Origin of the sequence: Tautonia sociabilis, from assembly GCF_003977685.1 — a bacterium.
Classification (GTDB): Bacteria; Planctomycetota; Planctomycetia; order Isosphaerales; family Isosphaeraceae; genus Tautonia; species Tautonia sociabilis.
In genome coordinates this window covers 80,322-98,426 of the sequence record NZ_RYZH01000014.1, presented here as the reverse complement: position 1 = coordinate 98,426, position 18,105 = coordinate 80,322, and the positions used below count along the sequence as shown (strand labels likewise).

The 18,105-nt window shown below is 69.3% G+C and carries 14 protein-coding genes; 8 read left to right on the top strand and 6 right to left on the bottom strand.

All coding sequences use genetic code 11. The annotated features are described in order from the left end of the window. Positions 1-130 precede the first annotated feature (130 nt). Entirely contained in the window at positions 131-1,156 is a 1,026-nt protein-coding gene (argC, locus tag TsocGM_RS09180) for an N-acetyl-gamma-glutamyl-phosphate reductase (RefSeq protein ID WP_126725010.1), read from the top strand. 207 nt (positions 1,157-1,363) lie between these two features. Here argC and TsocGM_RS09175 read toward each other — a convergent pair whose 3' ends face one another. After that, positions 1,364-2,338, bottom strand: a complete 975-nt coding sequence (locus tag TsocGM_RS09175) for a PP2C family protein-serine/threonine phosphatase (RefSeq protein ID WP_126725009.1) — start codon at positions 2,336-2,338, stop codon at positions 1,364-1,366. Positions 2,339-2,458: 120 nt separating this feature from the next. Continuing rightward, positions 2,459-3,313: a YiiX/YebB-like N1pC/P60 family cysteine hydrolase gene (locus TsocGM_RS09170; protein ID WP_233578656.1), complete on the bottom strand. Its 855-nt coding sequence runs from the start codon at positions 3,311-3,313 to the stop codon at positions 2,459-2,461. A 194-nt stretch (positions 3,314-3,507) separates the two neighbouring features. Between TsocGM_RS09170 and TsocGM_RS09165 the strand changes: the two genes are divergently transcribed. From TsocGM_RS09165 to TsocGM_RS09150, 4 genes are all read left to right on the top strand, one after another. Further along, positions 3,508-4,686: an AI-2E family transporter gene (locus TsocGM_RS09165; RefSeq protein WP_126725008.1), complete on the top strand. Its 1,179-nt coding sequence runs from the start codon at positions 3,508-3,510 to the stop codon at positions 4,684-4,686. A gap of 93 nt (positions 4,687-4,779) precedes the next feature. Further along, entirely contained in the window at positions 4,780-4,962 is a 183-nt protein-coding gene (locus TsocGM_RS27890; protein WP_126725037.1) for an Rdx family protein, read from the top strand. A gap of 66 nt (positions 4,963-5,028) precedes the next feature. Further along, positions 5,029-6,090, top strand: coding sequence for a selenide, water dikinase SelD (selD, locus tag TsocGM_RS09155; protein ID WP_126725007.1), 1,062 nt, complete (start codon positions 5,029-5,031; stop codon positions 6,088-6,090). An 86-nt stretch (positions 6,091-6,176) separates the two neighbouring features. Further along, positions 6,177-7,574 (top strand): hypothetical protein, encoded by a 1,398-nt coding sequence (locus TsocGM_RS09150; RefSeq protein ID WP_199756731.1) that lies wholly within the window; start codon positions 6,177-6,179, stop codon positions 7,572-7,574. A 99-nt stretch (positions 7,575-7,673) separates the two neighbouring features. Here TsocGM_RS09150 and TsocGM_RS09145 read toward each other — a convergent pair whose 3' ends face one another. From TsocGM_RS09145 to TsocGM_RS09135, 3 genes are all read right to left on the bottom strand, one after another. After that, positions 7,674-8,816 carry a VWA domain-containing protein gene (locus TsocGM_RS09145; protein ID WP_126725006.1) on the bottom strand — a complete coding sequence of 381 codons (1,143 nt, stop codon included), beginning with the start codon at positions 8,814-8,816 and terminating at the stop codon, positions 7,674-7,676. 68 nt (positions 8,817-8,884) lie between these two features. Then, the gene (locus TsocGM_RS09140; protein ID WP_126725005.1) at positions 8,885-10,312 is read right to left on the bottom strand and encodes a sigma 54-interacting transcriptional regulator; all 1,428 of its coding nucleotides are present in this window, start codon (positions 10,310-10,312) and stop codon (positions 8,885-8,887) included. Between the two features lie 113 nt (positions 10,313-10,425). Further along, a complete protein-coding gene (locus TsocGM_RS09135) occupies positions 10,426-11,478 on the bottom strand; it encodes a ribose-phosphate diphosphokinase (protein WP_126725004.1) in 1,053 nt (350 codons plus the stop codon). Positions 11,479-11,730: 252 nt separating this feature from the next. Here TsocGM_RS09135 and TsocGM_RS09130 point away from each other — a divergent pair, with 252 nt between their 5' ends. The 3 genes from TsocGM_RS09130 (at position 11,731) to TsocGM_RS09120 (ending at position 16,394) form a co-directional block, all read left to right on the top strand. Beyond that, entirely contained in the window at positions 11,731-13,815 is a 2,085-nt protein-coding gene (locus TsocGM_RS09130; RefSeq protein WP_126725003.1) for a thioredoxin-like domain-containing protein, read from the top strand. A gap of 1,209 nt (positions 13,816-15,024) precedes the next feature. Further along, the gene (locus TsocGM_RS25940) at positions 15,025-15,360 is read left to right on the top strand and encodes an Hpt domain-containing protein (RefSeq protein ID WP_158633450.1); all 336 of its coding nucleotides are present in this window, start codon (positions 15,025-15,027) and stop codon (positions 15,358-15,360) included. Between the two features lie 2 nt (positions 15,361-15,362). Beyond that, entirely contained in the window at positions 15,363-16,394 is a 1,032-nt protein-coding gene (locus TsocGM_RS09120) for a response regulator (protein ID WP_126725001.1), read from the top strand. On the opposite strand, the gene TsocGM_RS09115 is transcribed toward TsocGM_RS09120, so the two are convergent. Next, positions 16,296-17,957 (bottom strand): LamG domain-containing protein, encoded by a 1,662-nt coding sequence (locus tag TsocGM_RS09115; protein WP_126725000.1) that lies wholly within the window; start codon positions 17,955-17,957, stop codon positions 16,296-16,298. The two genes, TsocGM_RS09120 and TsocGM_RS09115, sit on opposite strands and share 99 nt — an antisense overlap. Between the last annotated feature and the right edge of the window lie 148 nt (positions 17,958-18,105).

Genomic DNA, 18,105 nt, shown 5'->3' with positions numbered 1-18,105 from the left:
CTCGCGTCCGGGAGATCGTTCCCAGGTCGGCCGCGGAGCGCTGGGGCGGACCGCCTCCAGCCGCCTTCCCTCCTCCGGAATCCGGGAGCCGCCGTCTCCCGAACACCACCCCCCACCGGGATCCCTTCCGATGACCGACGTCGCGATTGTGGGCGCCTCCGGCTACACGGCCCGGGAACTGATCCAACTGCTCGTGCGACACCCGGGGGCCCGGGTCCGGATGGCAACCTCCCGGCAGGACGAGGCGCCGAGGCTGGACACGCTGCACCCGAGCCTGACCGGCCGGATCGACCTGGCCTGCGAGCCGTTCGACCCGGATCGCGTGGCGTCGGCCGCCTCGGTCGCGTTCCTGGCGCTGCCGCACGGGGCGAGCATGGCGGCGACTCCGGGCCTTCGAGCGCGGGGAGTGAGGGTCATCGACCTGAGCGCCGACTACCGGCTGAACGACCCTCGCGTGTATGCCGACTGGTACGACCACGAGCACACCGACCCCGCCGGGCTGGAGGAGGCGGTCTACGGACTGCCCGAACTCTACCGAGAGGCGATCCCCCCGGCCGGGCTGATCGCCAACCCGGGCTGCTACACGTCGACGGCGATCCTGGCGCTGGCTCCGCTGGTGGCCCGGGACGTGATCGAACGGTCGGGGATCATCATCGACGCCAAGAGCGGCGTCTCGGGGGCGGGGAGGTCGCCGAAGTTGACGACCCACTACCCGGAGTGCAACGAGAGCCTCTCGGCCTACGGCGTCGGCCGGCACCGGCACACGCCGGAGATCGAGCAGGTGCTCGGCGACATCGGCCGATCGTCGGGAGGAGGCGAACCGGTGGAGGTGATCTTCACCCCCCACCTCGTGCCGATGGACCGGGGGATCCTCGCCACGATCTACGCCGAGCCGAAGGGCCCGGCCTCGGAGCACGACCTGATGGACCTGTACCGGTCGTACTACGAGGACTCGCCGTTCGTCCGGGTCGTCGGACGGCTGCCGGCAACGAAGGACTCCGCCTTCTCGAACTTCTGCGACCTGACGGTTCGCGTCGTCAGGGGCCGAATCCTGGTCATCGCCTGCCTGGACAACCTGATCAAGGGAGCGGCCGGGGTGGCGGTGCAGAACTTCAACCTGATGACGGGGCACCCGGAGACGACGGCGCTGCTGTAAGCTCGGCCCGGGGAGGCCGCAGGCGACGGCGATCCGATCGATCGGCGAACGGCCGATGGCCGATCCCGGTCGGAGGGTCGCCTGAGCTGGGGCCGGAGCGGAAGGCCGGGGTCGGGGCGATCCCGGTCCCGGCAGACTCCTGTCGAGGGGTCGACCCGACCCCGGCCTCCCGCCGATCCCACCGTCGAGCGTCCGCGAAGTTCGGGCTCAGTCCTCGGCCCCCTCGGGGGGGAACTCGTAGCGGCCGACGACGACGGTGACGTTGTCCTTGCCGCCGCGGTCGAGCGCGAGGTTGACCAGCGCCTGGCAGGCGTCGGCGGGTCTGGGGTGGGCGTCGAGGACGAGGGCGATCTCGGCGTCGGAGACAAGATCGGTGAGACCGTCGGTGCAGAGCAGCAGCCGATCCCCGTCGGCGAGGTCATGGCGGGAGAACTCGACGAAGACGTCGGCGCCGCCGACGCCCAGCGCGTTGCTCAGCACGTGTCGGACGCGCTGGACCTCCGGGGAGTCGGGATCGGCCTCGCCGAGATCGATCATGAGCTGGGCGAGGGTGTGGTCCTTCGTCAGCCGTTGAAGGCTGTTCTTGCGGTAGATGTAGGCGCGGGAGTCTCCCACGTGGACGACGCCGAGGGACGGGCCGACCGACTGGCAGAGGGTCAGGGTGGTGCCCATGCCGTGCAGCCGGGGGTTGGCCCGAGACTCGTCCCGGAGGGCGCGGTGGATCAGTTGCATGAAGACAGTGGCCTTCTGCTTCCAGTCCTCGATCTCCCTCGGGTTGGTTTTCAGCGTCCACTTGATCTCGTGGCCGCCCAGCTCCCAGCCGACGAGCATGGCCAGCAGGCTGGCGAGGTCGCCGAAGCGGTGCCCGCCGATGCCGTCGGCCACGGCGGCGGTGTAGGCGTGCTGGCGGTGGTCGATCAGAAGCTCGCCAGGGATGCTGGAGGTCACCAGGTCGCGCTCTCGGCGGCGGCGGACGACGAGGAACTGGTCCTCGTTGATCTCTCGGACCTTCCCCGGGTCGGACTTGCCGGCGAACTCGGCCCGGACGAGCTGGGCGGGCTCGGATTCGTAGTAGAGCCCGGCCAGGCGGTTGATGGGGAGGTATTCGTCGGTGTCGGTGTCGGTGTCGGTGTCGGCGCCGGAGTCGGGGTCGGGCGTCGGTCGGGAAGTCCGGGTCGCCATGACGGCCTCCTCGGGGTCGGTCCTCCGCGCCGCGGGAGATCGGCGGCGCCGCCCCCGGATTTTATCCGGCCAGTGCCGGGAACACCCCGGAATTCTCTCCTCCCCTCCCCGTCATCCCCATCATTGCGGAGAAGGGAGAACGACCAGGCAGGAGGGATCGGGCCTCGTCCCGTCCTCCGAGACGTAGACCTCCTCCAGCGCGGGGCTGGCCCACAAGCCGAAGGAATCGTTGCCGGTGGCGTACATCCGCTGGTCGGGGTGGAACGAGGCGAAGAGGCGGGCGAGCAGGAAGACGAGCCGGTGCTCGTGGACCCGGGGAAGGTCCCCCATGCGGACCGGCTCGGCCAGGTCGAGGCCGGCGGCCTGATAGGCCCGGCTGGTCAGCTCGACGCAGTAGAAGCGAGAGTCTCCCAGTTCGAGCTTCGAGTCGAAGGGGACCTGTTGCTCGTAGACCGTCCGGCAGTAGGAGACGGCGCCGGGGATGGCGGCCCGGTACGGCGGCTTCGGGCGCTTGATGCCCAGATGGCCGACGTTGTCGAGCACCCAGATGCCGAAGGGCTGGCGGCGGGCGCCCCCCATGCTCGTGTCGTAGACGACCGGCTCGCCGTTCTCCCAGGCGAAGAGGCCGGTGTGCGTGTATCGGGAGTCGGCGATCCGGGCGGCGACCCGGGAGAAGGGGAAGAGGCCGCCGAGGACCCGGGCGTCGGCCTCTCGGAAGAGGATGTCGCCGGTCTGGAGGTGGTCCCGGGCGAAGGCCTCCCAGGCGACCATGTCGGGGTTATAGGGAATCTCGGGGAGCCGGCCGGTGGCCCGGGCGAGGTTCGCCTCGGGGCCCCAGAGGTTGTCTCGCCACCAGAACGGGGCGAGCGAGTCGGTGTATTCGCCGGCCCCTCGACAGCCGGCCAGCATCGCCAGCGCCAGGGCGATCGGCGCGGCGAGGCCCGGAAACCGGCCGCGATCGTCCCGAGTCCCCATCTCGACCCTCCTGGTCGCCGGCGGACGTCGCGCGAGTTCGTCCGCGCCTGACAGGGATCGACCGGGGGGGGCGGCCCGCTTGAGCGGTCCGGGCCGGGTCGGATCGGTCCCCTTGTCATCCGCCTCCGGCTGGCCGAAGATTGAACCGGGACGGGCGGTGTCGGGCCGCCCGACGCACCGAGCGGAGGAGCCGGATGGACTCGACTGCCAGGCCGGCCAGCCCGTCGCTGACGATCATCGCGACCCTCGGCGTCATCGCGGCGCTCTACCTGCTCAAGCCGATCCTGATCCCGATCTCGGTCTCAATCCTGCTGGCCTGCCTGCTCTCACCCGCCACGCACCTGCTCCGCCGCCTGCTGCCGGTCGGGCCGTTCGGCGCCGCGGTGATCCTCTTCCTGCTGCTGGCGCTGGCCGGGCTGTACGCCGCCAGCCTGACCGCCGAGAGCCTGGTCCAGGCGGCCCGCACTTTCCCTTCGGACGTGGAGCGGCTGGCCTCCCGCCTGAGCGAGCGCGTCAACGACGCGGTGCGCGACCACCCCTACCTCGCCAACATCCTGCCCGAGCCGGGGACGATCGACATCCTCGGCTACACCAACCGGGAGCTGCTGCTCAACACGCTCAACTACCGGCTGACCGACCTGACCGCCTGGGTCGGCCACGGCGTGGTGGTGCTGTTCCTGGTGCTCTTCCTGCTGGCCGAGGCCGAGCTGATCGTTCCCCGAGTGGTCCACCTGATCACCGTCGAGGCCGGGGAGTCGATGGCCCTGGAGCGGACGCTCAAGAACGTCACGCGCAAGGTCCGCGCCTACCTGCTCGCCCGCACCGTGCTGAACATCGGTCTCGGAGCGGCGACGGCCGTGGCCCTGATGCTGCTGGGGATTGATTTCGCCGTGCCGCTGGGCGTCTTCGCCGGGGTGACGAACTACATCCCGTACATCGGCAACGTGGCCGGCGGCTCGCTCGCGGTGCTGGTCACGCTGGGCCAGCGCGGCTCGATCGCCGACGGGCTGATCGTGGCCTCAGTCTTCCTGGCGATCGTGACGGTCGAGGGGTATCTGGTGATGCCCTACGTCATGGGAAGGTCGCTCGACCTGAACGGGACGACCGTGCTTATCGCCTGCTTGTTCTGGGGCTTCCTCTGGGGGCTGATGGGCCTGATCCTGGCGATCCCAATCACCGTGAGCATCAAGCTGGTCCTCCAGCACCTTCCCGCGTCTCGGCACTGGGCCGACCTGATGAGCCGAGCCCGGCCGGCTCCCCAGCCCGAGGAGAAGCCCGAACCCGCCATCGAGCCGGCCACCGAACCCGGGCCGGATCCCGAACCGAAACGAAACCGGCGCCGGTTGCTGGCCCGGCGGCTTGGCCGGGGCTAGAATCCGGGACCGTTCCGGTTCCGAAGGAGGATCCCCATGGACGTGACGCTCGAAGACCGCGCCCTCTGAAACCATGAGCCCCAGGCCGTCAGGCTGACGGCGAAGCCGCGGCCCCGGTTCAAGCGGACGATCGGCCGGCTGACGCTGATCCCCTCCAAGGGAGGGAATTTCGAACGGACCGTGGGCGGATCGCTCGTTGATTCGAAGGTGCAGACGGGTCGGTTCCCCGACGAAGACCAGATCCTTGGCGAGGTCGCCCCTCTGCTCTTGGAGTGAGCGAGAGGAGGCCCCCGGGAGCCGGCCCGATCGGGGAGGACAGGCCGGCCCCGGAGGAGACCCGCTTTGAGCTTCGGACGACGGAAGCGACTGACCGATTACGCCAACTGCGCCGGGTGAGCGGGCAAGCTCCCCCCCGGGGGGATCGCGCAGGTTCTGCGCGCCTTGCCCACCATCGCCCCGAGCCGGCCCGAGGACCTGCTCGTCGCCACCGAGACGAGCGACGACGCGGGGGTGTACCGCATCGCGCCCGACCTGGCGCTGGTGCAGACGGTCGACTTCTTCCCTCCTCTGGTCGACGACCCGTACCTCTTCGGCCAGATCGCCGCGGCCAACGCCCTGTCGGACGTCTACGCGATGAACGGGCGTCCGCTGACGGCCATGAACATCGCCGCCTTCCCCGACGATCAGTTGCCGTTGGAGCTGCTCGGCCAGATCCTCGCCGGGGCCGGGGAGCGCGTCGCCAGGGCCGGCGCGACGACCGTCGGCGGGCACACGGTTCGGGACGCCGAGATCAAGTTCGGGCTGAGCGTCACCGGCCTGGTCCACCCCGACGAGGTGCTCACCAACGCGGGAGCCCGGCCCGGAGACGTGCTCGTGCTCACCAAGCCGCTGGGCACCGGCGTCATCACCACCGCGGCCAAGCGACGGCGATGCCCTGCCGAGGTGCTCGACCGAGCCGTGGCGAGCATGATCCGCCTGAACGCCGACGCCCGGGACGCCCTCGCCGAAGTGGGCGGCACCCACGCGCTGACCGACGTGACCGGCTTCGGCCTGGCCGGGCACGCCCGGGAAATGGCCGTTGGCTCGGGCGCGACCATCGCGATCGACCTGGCGGCCCTGCCGCTGATCGAGGGGGCCGAGGCGCTGGCCGTTCCCCGCAACTTCACCCGGGCGAGCAAGACCAACCGAGAGGCCGTGCAGGATGGCTGGGAGCTGTCCCCCGGCGTCGACCCCCTCCGCCTCGAATTCGCGCTCGACGCTCAGACCTCCGGCGGCCTGCTGATCGCCGTCTCCCCCGAGCGGGCCGACGCGCTGATCCGGGCCCTTCGAGCACGGAACACGCCGGCCGCGGCGGTCGTCGGCCGGGTCCTCCCCGCCGAGCCGGGGGTGTGGCTCCGGTTCTGACCGGCCAGCGACCGCTTGACGGGCCGGGGTCCGGGCGGCATCGTCGAGCCCGGAGCGACGACGGACCCCCGCCTCCGGAGCCAATCATGCACGACGACCTGACCCGGCGCGGCTTCTTCAACGCCGCGGGCCTCTCGATGATCCTCCCCGGCGCCGCCGTCGCCGACCGGCCGAGCCCGGCGGCCATCCCGCACGCGCTGGGAGGCCCCGCCCCGGAGCCGGGGCCAAGACCAGGGCGGCCGAAGGTGGCCGCCCTGGCGTCGACGTATTACTACCTGTCGCACGCCTACCACATCGTCGGCCGGTTCCTGGACGGCTTCATCCTGCACGACGATCGGGGGTTTTACCGGCCCGAGGTCGACATCGTCAGCCTCTACATCGAGCAATTCCCCGACGGCGTCGCGCCGTCGGCCATCGGCGACCTGGGCCGGGCCAAGGCGGAACAGTACGGCGTCCGGCTCTGCGCCTCGATCGAGGAGGCGCTGACGCTCGGGACCGGGGAGCTGGCGGTGGACGCCGTGCTGCTGATCGCCGAGCACGGGGACTACCCGCTCAACGACAAGCTCCAGAAACTGTACCCCCGAGGGAGGTACTTCCGGGCGGTCCTCGACGTGGTCCGGCGATCGGGAAGGGGGGTGCCGGTGTTCATCGACAAGCACCTCTCCTACGACCGCGCCGAGGCGGCCGAGATGGTCTCCTCGGCCAAGGAGCTGGGCGTGCCGCTGATGGCCGGCTCCAGCCTGCCGGTCACCTGGCGGCTGCCGCACCTGGAGGTGCCGCTGGGAAAGACCTGGCAGGACGCGCTGGTCGCCTCTCGGGGAGAGATCGAGATCTTCGGCTTCCACGCGCTGGAGACGCTTCAGTGCATGGTCGAGCGTCGGGACCGTCGGGGCCAGCCGCAGGGGGTGGTCGCCGTGACCTACCTCGAAGGGGATGCCGTCTGGGAGGCGGGTGACGCCGGCCAATGGTCTTGGGAGCTGCTCGACGAAGCGCTCAGCCGAAGCCACACCCAGAACCCCGGCGACGTCCGCCAGAACACCAAAGACTTCGTCCACCCGCCCGGGCGGCCGACGTTCCTCCAGCCGGTCGCGTTCCTGGTCGAGTACGCCGACGGCTTCAAGGGGACCGTCCTGATCCTCAACGGCCACATCGACGATACGAGCATCGCCGCCCGGGTTGTCGGCGACGACGGCCTGCCGGTCGACGTCTCCACGCTTGTCTACCTGCCGGCACCGCCGGGGGCGGACTTCTTCACCCCGCTGGTGCTTCGGATCGAGGACTTCTTCCGATCCGGGAAGCCCCCCTACCCGGTGGAGCGAACGCAATTGACCGGCGGCGTCCTCGATGCGGCACTGGAGAGCCGGATCCGGGGAGGCGTCCGGATCGAGACGCCCGACCTCGCCTCGATCGACTACGAGGCTCCGGCCGATTCGGGCGATCTCCGGGCCCCGGTGGCCAACCCGAGGCCGAACCCGTTCTCCTGAGGGAACGGACCGGGGACAGGAGGGATGCGTCCCCGGGTCCACCCGCGGCCGTCGCCGACAGGGGGGGAACATCGTGTCGATCCGGGAGCGGCGGGGGGCCTATCGGCTCGCCTTCCGCCGCCGACGGCCGCCGACGAAGCTGTCGAAGACATACTTGCCCAGGTCGTCGGCCGAGCAGTAGGCGGCGACGCCCTGAGTGACTCGGGCCATCTCCTCGACGAAGTTGACCAGTCCCAGATAGAAGTAGTCCTCGATCAGGGCGAAGGACGAGACGCGGATCCCGGCCGAGGCGCATCGCCTCGCCTCGGCCAACGTGGCCATCGCGGTCTTTTCGGCCGGGGGGTAGATGAGAACGGCCTCTCTCCCCTCGATGTGAGCCGTCGGCTCGCCGTCGGTGATGACGATGATCTGCTTGTTCTCGGCCCCCTGCTTGGTGAGCATGCTGCGGGCGAGCTTCAGGCCAGCGTCGATGTTGGTGAAGTGCTGGACCTGCCTGGGCAGGGGCCGATCGAGGCTGATCCGGAGGTTCACCCTTGGGTCGAACAGTCCGACCGGCTTGGGGGCCGAGTTGAGCAACTGGCGCTCGGTCATCCGGTTGGCCAGCGTGTAGAAGCCGACCATCTCCAGCGAGTCGGTCGGGTACTGCGCCCGGACCATCGCCTGGAGCGCCAGGGCCACCTTCTTGGTCATGCCGTACTTGCCGAAGCGGCCCATCGAGCCGCTCATGTCGATGAGCACGACGGTGGCGGCTCGGGTCTGGTGCTCGGTTTCGTAGACGACCCAGTCATCGCGCTCGATGCCGATGGGAACGCCGCCTCCCCGGCGGACGAAGGCGTTCTTCATCGTCTCCAGCAGGTTCAGATCGGCAAGCGAGTCGCCGTAAACATAGGGCCGGGAGTCGTCGTGGCGGACGGCTCCCGATCCCTTGTGGGGAGACTCGTGCTTGCCGATCGTATCTCGGTTGAAGGTCTGGAACAGCTCGGTCAGCGCATTCCGCTGGATGCGGCGGACGCCCTTGGGCGAGACGGCGAACTTCCCCTCCCCGTCCCGCTCGATGAGCCCGTGCCGCTGGAGCAGCTCGACGATCTCGGGGGTGTCGTCGTCGTCGAAGCGGTCGAGCTGGCGGAGTACCTGATCGCCGTGGTGCAAGAGGTACTCGCTCAGCTCGTCGAACGCCTTCTCGGCCGACTGAGGCGTGAACCGCTGCGACCCGTCCCACTTGGAGTATTCGTACTGCGGCATGGGTCTCTCGACAGGTGAGCGGCCGGCCGAACGGGAAGGGGAGGAGCGGATCGGAGCGGGGAGACGGCTCAGCGCTCGTACGACGCCACGCCCGCCTTCACGTTCTTGTTCAGGCGATTGTGCACGTGCAACCCTTCGAGGATGAACTCGGCGGCCGAGGCCAAGGCGGCGTGGTGCAGGTCGGGGTCGGAGAGGGAGGGGAGGGAGTCCCGGGAGAGATCCTCGGCCTTCTTCAGCAGGCCGGGAATCTTCTCGATCCGCTGGAGCAGCTCCCGGGTGGAGAGGGTGTCGGCCAGCTCAACCCCGCCGCCGTTGTCGAAGTACTCGACCGCCTGGCGGAATTCCTTGGGGTTGAAGCGCTCGGAGAAGACGTTCTTGATCGCCTCGCCGACGATCCGGTGGATGAGCACGTCCTCCGAGCCGTCGTCCTCGGCCATCGTCAGCTCGATCTTCCCTCGGGTGCTGGGGACGACGTGAGCGAGGTCCCCCACCCGGGGGACGACCCAAGCCTCTCCGTTGAGCAGCGCCCGGCGCTCGGCGTTGGAGACGACGTTCTCCAGGTTGGCGATCGACATGCGGACCGAGACGCCCGAGGCCTGGTTGACGTGGGAGGAGGAGCGGGCCAGCCGGGCGGCCTCCTCGACCACCTCCTTGACGAACTGGGGCACGGCGACCTGCGCTCCGGCGCGATCGACCCAGGCGTTCTGGTCGTTGATCGCGATGCCGATTTCCCGGGTCAGCGGGTAGTGCGTGCGGATGACCGAGCCGATGCGGTCCTTCAGCGGGGTGACGATCCGGCCTCGGTTGGTGTAGTCCTCGGGGTTGGCGGAGAAGACCATGCACAGGTCCAGCTCGAGGCGGACGGGGTAGCCCCGGATCTGGACGTCGCGCTCCTCCAGAACGTTGAACAGGCCCACCTGGATCTTGGGGGAGAGATCCGGCAGCTCGTTCATGCAGAAGATCCCGCGGTTGGTCCGGGGGATCAGGCCGAAGTGCATGGTCAGCTCGCTGGAGAGGTAGCGGCCCTCGGCGTGCTTGATCATGTCGATCTCGCCGATGAGGTCGGCGATGGTCACGTCGGGGGTGGCGAGCTTCTCCTGAAAGCGCTGGTCGCGCCCGACCCAGGCAATCGGCGTGTCGTCCCCCATCGCCTCGATCTTGTCGCGGGCCTCCCGGCTGACGGGATGATAGGGATGGTCGTTGACCTCGGAGCCGTCGACGATGGGGATGGCGTCGTCGAGCAGTCGGACGAGCTGCCGGAGCATCCGGGTCTTGGCCTGGCCCCGGGTGCCGAGGAAGAGCATGTCGTGCTTGGAGAGGATGGCGTTCTGGATCTGGGGGACGACCGTCTCCTCGTAGCCGAGAATCTCGGGGAAAAGCGGCTCGTTGCGCCGGATCATGGCGATCAGGGTGCGGCGCATCTCGTCCTTGACCGACTCGAGTCGGTGGCCGCTCTGCTTCAGCTCGCCCAGGGTCCGGGGTCGGTCGGCTGCCATCGGTGGGTCGTCCTCGGGGCCGGCGCGGCGGTGGGAAGGGCGTGCCGCCCGGGGGAGAGGTCCGGGCGGGAGGGTCCCACGGTCATGCTAGGCAGGGCCCCGGGCCGAGTCAATCAACGCGGCGAGCGGGCCGGAGTCGGCTCGTCGTCGGCGCACTCCTCGACCAGCTCGGGCTCGACCTCGGTGTCGAACAGCCGGCTGACGCTCTCGCGCTGGTGGATGGAGAGGATCGCCTCGGCGAACAGGCGGCTGACGCTGACCCGCCGGCAGTTGGGGGCCAGCGGCTCGGGCCAGTTGCCGATTGTATCGGTGAGCACCAGCGTCTTGATCGGGCTGTTGCGGATCTTCTCCGCCGAGCCCTTGGAGAAGACGCCGTGAGAGACGCACGCGTACACGTCCTTGGCACCCCGGGCCTTGCAGGCGTGGGCCATCTCGATGAGCGTGCCGCCGGAGATGGTGAAGTCGTCGACGATCAGGACGTTCTTTCCCTCGACCTCGCCGATGATGTCGAGGATCTCGGCCCGTTCCTCGTGGTCGGGCCGGGTCTTGTTGCCGATGACGAGGTTGCAGCCCATCAGGTCGGCGTAGCGCTGGGCGGGCTTGGCGAAGCCGACGTCGGGGGCGGCGACGACGAGGTCGGGCAGCCTGAGCTTGCGGAAGTAGGCCGTCAGCACTGGGCCGGCGTAGAGGTGGTCGACGGGGATCTTGAAGAAGCCCTGGATTTGCGGGCTGTGCAGGTCCATCGTCAGCACACGGTCGGCGCCGACGGCCTCCAGGGCGTCGGCGATGACCCGGGCCCGGATCGAGACGCGGGGCTCGTCCTTCTTGTCCCCCTTGGCGTAGGAGAAGAAGGGAATGACGGCGGTGACCTGCGTGGCGCTGGCCCGCTTGAAGGCGTCGATCCAGAAGAGCAGCTCCATCAGGTTGTCGTTGACCGGCTGCTCGGTCCCCTGGACGATGTAGACGTCCCGGCCCCGGACGTTCTCCAGGACTCGGACGAAGATGTTCCCCTCGCTGAAGACCTTCGTCTCCGACTTCGCCAGCGACACGCCCAAGTGCCGGCAAATGGAGCGGGCCAACCCCTGGCTGGCCGAGCCGGCGAAGATCTTCATCTCGCCGAAGGGGTCGCGCTCCTTGGCGGAAGTGCAGATGAGCGAGCGGTCCATGAGGGGCCTCGCGGCGTCGACGATCGCGGAGCGGGGGCCCGGAGCGTCCGGCGTCGCCCCGGGAATCGGGAAGAAATGGAGTATACCCGGCCCGTCGGCCGCCGGACCAGCAGAAGCGGCCGATCGGCTCCAGGGCGATGCCGGCAGGCGACGGCGCGGCTACAATCATTCCCCAGGTCGGCCGGATCGCCCGGCCCGGCTCCCTCCTCCATCCACCCCACCGACCACCCCCGACCGGAGAGGCCACCGACGATGACCACACCGAACGCCCCCCGGGCCGTCGCGGCGGCCGTCGCCCTGCTGGCCGTCGCCGCCGGCATGGCCTGGCTGACCCGGCCCCAGGACGGGCCAGACCCCGCCCCCGGAACCTCCCCGATGACCACCCCGATCCGTCCCGCCTCCTTCCAGCCCCAGCAGGGCATTGGAGCCAAGCAGGATCTGTTCGAGGGCGCCGTCGCCTGGCTGAACTCGGCGCAGCCGATCCGGTCGCAGGACCTCATCGGCAAAATCGTCCTGCTCGACTTCTGGACCTACTGCTGCATCAACTGCCACCACGTCATCCCCGACCTGGAGAAGCTGGAGCGGAAGTACGCCAACGAGCTGGTCGTCATCGGCGTGCACTCCCCCAAGTTCGAGGCCGAGCGCGACACGGAGAACATCCGGAAGAAGGTCCGCGAGTACGGCATCAAGCACCCGGTGATCAACGACGCCGAGATGACCATCTGGCGACGCTTCGGCGTCCGCTCCTGGCCGACCCTGGCCATCATCGACGCCCGGGGGAACTTCCGGGGCTCCGTGGCCGGCGAGGGGCACTTCGAGCGGCTCGACGAGTTCATCGGCACGCTCGTGGCCGAGCACCGCGAGAAGGGAGAGCTGGACGAGACTCCCTTTGTCGTCTACGCCGAGAGCGACCGCCCCAGCGACGGCCCCCTGCTCTTCCCCGGCAAGGTCCTCGCCGACCCGGCCGGCGACCGCCTGTTCATCTCCGACACCGGGCACCACCGCATCGTCGTCACCAACCTCAACGGCGAGGGCCAGTTCATCATCGGCACCGGCCAGCGCGGCCTGACCGACGGCTCGTTCACCGAGGCCCAGTTCAATCGCCCCCAGGGCACCTGCCTGATCGGCGACGCCCTGTACGTGGCCGACACGGAGAACCACGCGATCCGGAAGGTCGACCTCTCCTCGAGGACCGTCGCGACGATCGCCGGCAACGGCACCCAGTCTTACCGCCGCAACGGCACCTTCCGGGGAACCGCCGAGGGGCTGAACAGCCCCTGGGACCTGATCCAGGTGCCCGGCCTCGCTCAGTTGATCGTGGCGATGGCCGGACCGCACCAGCTCTGGCGGTTCGACCTGAACTCCGGCATCATCGGCCCCTGGGCCGGCTCGGGCCGAGAGGACATCATCGACGGCACCTACGAGAACGCCGCCTTCGCCCAGCCGAGCGGCCTGGCCACCGACGGCACCTTCGTCTACGTGGCCGACTCGGAAGTCTCGGGCATCCGCCGCGTCTCCCTCTCGGGTAAGCAGACGCCTCAGGTCGACACCGTCGTCGGCATGGGCCTCTTCGAGTTCGGCGACATCGACGGCACCGGCGATGAGGTGCGCCTCCAGCACTGCCTCGGCCTGGCCTTCGGCGACGGCCTGCTCTACATCGCCGACACCTACAACAACAAGGTCAAGGTCTGCGACCCCAAGGCCCGGATGGTCCGCACCCTGGTCGGCACCGGCGAGGCCGGATCGTCCGACACCGCCCCCAGCTTCTACCAGCCGGGAGGCGTCTCCCTGGCGGGCAAGACGCTCTACATCGCCGACTCGAACAACCACCTCATCCGAGCCTGCGACCTGGAATCAAAGCAGGTGCGCACCGTCTCGCTGACCGGCATCTCCCCTCCCGAACCGCCGAGGAAGAAGCCGACCTTCAGCCTCGCCACAGCGATCGACGCCCCCAAGGCCGAGGTCGTCCCCGGCGACTCGATCACCGTTGAGCTCTCCCTGGCGATCCCCGGTTTCAAGCTCCAGCCCGATGCCCCCGTGCTCTTCCTCGTCGAGGCCCCCGACGCTCCCGACGCCCTCGGCCCCGCCGTCTCCCCCACCGGCGAGACGGCCTCTCCCGAGGGGAACTCCCTCACCATCCCCGTCCCCCTCTCCCGCCCCTTCGCCGCCGGCGAGGAGCTGACGCTGAAGGTCTCCGCCTCCATCTTCGCCTGCGCTGAGAAGGGCGGCTTCTGCACGGTGAAGCAGTACTGCTGGACCGTCCCGGTCGCCTTCACCGCGGGAGCCGGCTCGGCCGTCCGGCTCTCCCCCGAGCACCCGGCCACAACGGCCGAGTGATCGCTCGGACACAATCCCCCTCTTCTCGGTCCGGCCTCCGTTTCCCTCGGAACGGGAGCCGGGCCTCCCGAGCCGACGACTGGCCCCTTCCCTTGCCCGTCGAACACGCCAGGCAAGGCGGTCACCACACGCCGCAAGCCTCTTAGATCGAACCCGTTACGTCATCCGATCGGCTTCGCTCCGGCGGCGGATCCGGCGTCGATCGGCGCCGGGAGGCCCTCGGTTTCGCCGCTCGGGCCGGAACGATCGGAAGCGCGGAGCAACCGTCCGGAATCGCGATCGGCACGCTCCGGAACGCTCCGGAACGCTCCAGGGAACCCCTCGGGCACTCGAACGCATTTTCTTTTGGATCAACGATTTGCACCGAAAAAACGACAGCCGGAACACCTGATCGTTGGCTTCGCTCCGTTCGGATCGGAGACTCCGGACGGTTGCCCGGAGCCGGACGGCATCCCGAGTTGGAGGGACGAGCGTTTTCCTCCTGTCCCGATTGCCAACGAGCCGCGACGGCTGTTCGGACTGACCGACGCCGCCCGTTGCCAACGGAGCGGGAGCAGGGGCGCCGGTCGGACGTCGGCCATCGGTCTTCCCGTATGATCGGGAGGAACGCGACCGGCGGTCAGTCCGCCCTGGGGGACGCTCGCGGCGGAACACCCGAAGGGAGCTGAGCGCCCGGGCCGCGCTCCGGCCCGCCGAGACGATGGGGTCGGCGGGGGTTTGAGGGAGTGATCGGGAGGGTCGCTCGAGATGGGCCGAGAACCGAGGGACGTTCGGGACTCGGGGGAGGCGAGTAGGCCAGGGGCCGGCCGTCGGCGGCGGGCTGGAGGCCGGTCGCAGGCCGATCCCACCGATCTCGGCCAGCGGCCGAAGTGACGGGCTCCTGGTGACGGGACTCGGGACGTGGCCTAGGGTACTCGCAACGGACCCGATCGTCCGGCCCGGCAGGTCGGGTCGCGCGGCAGCGCGGGCGGGTGGGAACCGTGATCCTCGACATCGCCTCCCCGAATTCGGAACGCTGAGCAGGCGCCCGACTCGGGCCGTCGCTCCTGTTCGGAACGGGCACGGCCCCGTCGGGAAGAAGAAGCGAGCGAGCCCACGACTCCCGCCGGATGCGAGAGCGGCCACCGAGATGACCCCCTGGGGAACCCAATCGTGCGACCGACTCGGACGGGAAACGAGGGCGATCCGGCGGTCGGATTGCTCCAGGAGTTGGCAATCGCGTTGGGCGGAGACGAGGGGCTCGCCCGGGAGATCCTGCTCGACTATCTCGCCTCGGCCTCCCAGTCGGTGAGGCGGATCGGAGAGCTGCTGGCCTCGGGCGACCTCCAACGGGCCTCGGCCGAGGCGCACGGGCTCAAAGGCAGCAGCGCCACGGTCGGAGCCCAGGAGCTCTCCGAGGCGTGCCAGCGTCTGGAAACGGCGGCCGCCGACCAGGTGGACCAGGCCTTCGCCGAGGTCTGCTCCCAATGGCATCGTCTGCGTCCGTTCTTGGAACGCTTGGGAACCGGAACTCCCACCGTCTCGCCCCAATCGCAGGAGTGTTGACCATGAGCGAGGCCCGCCTGGCGGTTCCCCCTCGGCAGAAGAACCCGAGCCCCTTGTTGGTGGTCGACGATCAGGTGGTGGATCGTCGCGTGATCTGCCATCACGCCGAACGGCTGAGCGGACTGCCGGTGATCGGCTGCGGCGGAGGCCGGGAGGCGCTGGAGGAGATTGCTCGGCACCGGCCCTCGGCCGTTCTGACCGACATGAGCATGCCAGACATGGATGGTCTGGAGCTGATCGAGATTCTTCGAGAACGCTATCCGGGGCTTCCCGTCATCGTCTTGACGGCGCACGGTTCCGAGGAGCTGGCCGCCCGGGCGCTTCGGGTCGGGGCCGCCTCCTATGTGCCCAAGCGTCTGCTGAACTCGGAACTGGGAGAGGCGCTCCGAACGGTCCTGAAGCTGGCCCGAGCTTCTCGGACGCTCGACTTGCTGCTGACCCACCTGGAGCGCTGGGAGAAGCACTTCCTGATTCCCAACGATCCAACCCTGCTGCCGCCGCTGGTCGATCACTTGACGAGGGACCTGGATGCGGCAGGAGGATGCGATGGCACGGGGAGGCTTCAGGTGGGAATCGCCTTGCAGGAGGCGCTCAGCAACGCGTTGTATCACGGGAACTTGGAAGTCAGTTCCGATCTGAGGCAGGAGGGCAACGAGGAGCGGTTCCACGAGCTGGCTCGGGAACGGGCGGGGTGCTGGCCGTTTGCGTCGCGTCGGATCGAGGTGGAGGCGAAGGTCGATCGCACCCGGGCCTGGTACTCGATTCGGGACGAGGGACCGGGCTTCGACGTGAGCCGGCTGAACCGTCCCCCCGACCCGGAGGACCTGCTCCGGGTCGGAGGCCGCGGTCTCATGCTGATCCGGGCGTTTATGGACGAGGTGCGCTACAATGAGTGCGGCAATGCCGTGACGATGGTCAAACACCTCGCCGGACCCTCAGGGCGAGGCCAGCCGGAGGACTTCGTCCCGGGTCAGGGCGCGATGGTGGAGGCGGAGGTCGGCGAGCCGGCCGCGGAACGGAGCGTTCGGGCCTGAACCGATCCGAAGCGGGCCGCCGGTGGTCAGAGAAAACGCTCCGGAGCCGGCCACCGTCTCGGAGGCGACCGGGGTTCCATCGACGACCAGGTGGAGGGTGTCCCCCGATCGGATCGCCGCGACGTGATGCCAACCGCTGGGGAAGCGGCGGCCCCACTGGACCGACGCCCCCGCCCGGAACGAGAACACCTCTGCCGAGGGAAGCGTGGAGACGAACAGCCGGCCGCCATGTTCGGCCATCGTCCAGGCGCGTCGATAAACCACGTCAGGGGTGTGGTCCAGTTGCGTCAGCAGCCGCCAGCCCGCCTCCCCCTCAAAGCGGTAGATTTGCGCCAGCGGCAACGTGCCGGCCATCAGCCGGCCGTTGTGGACGAGCATCCCCATGACCTCCAGCTCCTCACCGAGCCGGCCGAGGTCCTCCCACCGCCCTGACTGGCCAAGCCGGTAGACGCGGCCGCTCCGCCAGGTGGCGACGTGAAGCCGCCCTTGATAAACGGCGAACGAATACGTTTGCGTGTTGATTTGAGGGTCGCCCACCGCGCCGAGATCGGACCAGCGCTGGCCGTCATACTGGTAGACGTGGCCGAGGTCGTAGCTGCCGGCGTGGAGCAGCCCGTCGAACGGGGCGATCGCCTGGACGCGGTGGCCGTCGGGGGGTTCCAGCGCCGTCCAGGTCGATCCTCCCTCGTAGCGGAAGAACCCGGCCGGCTCGTAGAGCGAGCCGGCGTACAGTGAGCCCTGGAAGACGGCCAGTCCGCTGACGGCGATCGACGCTCCCAGGCGTCCGCAGTCGGTCCAGGAGGTGCCTCCCTCGTAGCGGAAGACTCGGCCGCCGGGGGTGGAATTGGGAGACTCGGGCAGGCTGGAACCGGCGACCCGGTAGCGCCCGGTGCCGGCGTAGAGCCGCCCGTTGTAGACCGCCAGGGCCGTCACCGCGTTGCTGCCGTCCGGGGCGCCGCAGTCAACCCATTGGTTCTCGGTGCCGCCGACGAAGCGATAGACGTGGCCCGAGTCTCCCTCGGCCGGCTCGCAGGTCCCGGCGAACAGTTGGCCGTCGTGAACGGCCAGGGCGCAGGCGAAGAGGGTTCCCTCGCCCGGGATGCCGGCGGAGGTCCACTCGGACTGGCGGTCGTCGTCGATGCCGAACTGGAGGTGCCGGTCATTGGCCTGGCTGAAGGTGACACCGGCGTTGGTCTTGATGCCGAGGATCAGGCCTCGGCGGGTTTGCGGGTCGTACTGACTGAGCAGGTCGCCCAGGGGGGAATCGACCTGCTCCTCGGTGTAAACCCAGGCCGAGATGGTCAGATCGGACACTCCCGGATCAAGCGCCGGGAGCGGGGGCACCCGCAGGCTTCCGCGACCGTCGAAGCCGACCGCCCGGCCCGGCTCGCCGCCCGGCCCGGGGGCCGCCGGATCAACCTCGCCCTCGGGGACGGCGTGGAGCCCGTTGCCGGAATGGTCTCGGAAGTCTCCCGACAGGGGCCAATGGGCGACGAGGCCCTGGTCGAGGTCGTCCGGAGCGCTGGCGAGAAGCAGGAGACCGAGCAAGACAGTAGGCATCATGAGGGAGTCTCTCGAAAAGAAGACCAAGGGAGCGATTCCCAGTCGATCGGCTTCCTGAATCCGGCCTCCGTCGACTCGCGTTCTCGAACCAGGGGCTCTTCGACCGACGGCTCGGACGCCGCGGCCCGAGGGGATCGAGGCCCTCGGA

Bases quoted from the DNA above. Each gene is read 5' to 3' on its own strand.
- argC (WP_126725010.1), top strand. From the start codon at position 131: ATGACCGACGTCGCGATTGTGGGCGCCTCCGGCTACACGGCCCGGGAA.
- TsocGM_RS09175 (WP_126725009.1), bottom strand. From the start codon at position 2,338: ATGGCGACCCGGACTTCCCGACCGACGCCCGACCCCGACTCCGGCGCC.
- TsocGM_RS09170 (WP_233578656.1), bottom strand. From the start codon at position 3,313: ATGGGGACTCGGGACGATCGCGGCCGGTTTCCGGGCCTCGCCGCGCCG.
- TsocGM_RS09165 (WP_126725008.1), top strand. From the start codon at position 3,508: ATGGACTCGACTGCCAGGCCGGCCAGCCCGTCGCTGACGATCATCGCG.
- TsocGM_RS09150 (WP_199756731.1), top strand. From the start codon at position 6,177: ATGCACGACGACCTGACCCGGCGCGGCTTCTTCAACGCCGCGGGCCTC.
- TsocGM_RS09145 (WP_126725006.1), bottom strand. From the start codon at position 8,816: ATGCCGCAGTACGAATACTCCAAGTGGGACGGGTCGCAGCGGTTCACG.
- TsocGM_RS09140 (WP_126725005.1), bottom strand. From the start codon at position 10,312: ATGGCAGCCGACCGACCCCGGACCCTGGGCGAGCTGAAGCAGAGCGGC.
- TsocGM_RS09135 (WP_126725004.1), bottom strand. From the start codon at position 11,478: ATGGACCGCTCGCTCATCTGCACTTCCGCCAAGGAGCGCGACCCCTTC.
- TsocGM_RS09130 (WP_126725003.1), top strand. From the start codon at position 11,731: ATGACCACACCGAACGCCCCCCGGGCCGTCGCGGCGGCCGTCGCCCTG.
- TsocGM_RS09120 (WP_126725001.1), top strand. From the start codon at position 15,363: ATGAGCGAGGCCCGCCTGGCGGTTCCCCCTCGGCAGAAGAACCCGAGC.
- TsocGM_RS09115 (WP_126725000.1), bottom strand. From the start codon at position 17,957: ATGATGCCTACTGTCTTGCTCGGTCTCCTGCTTCTCGCCAGCGCTCCG.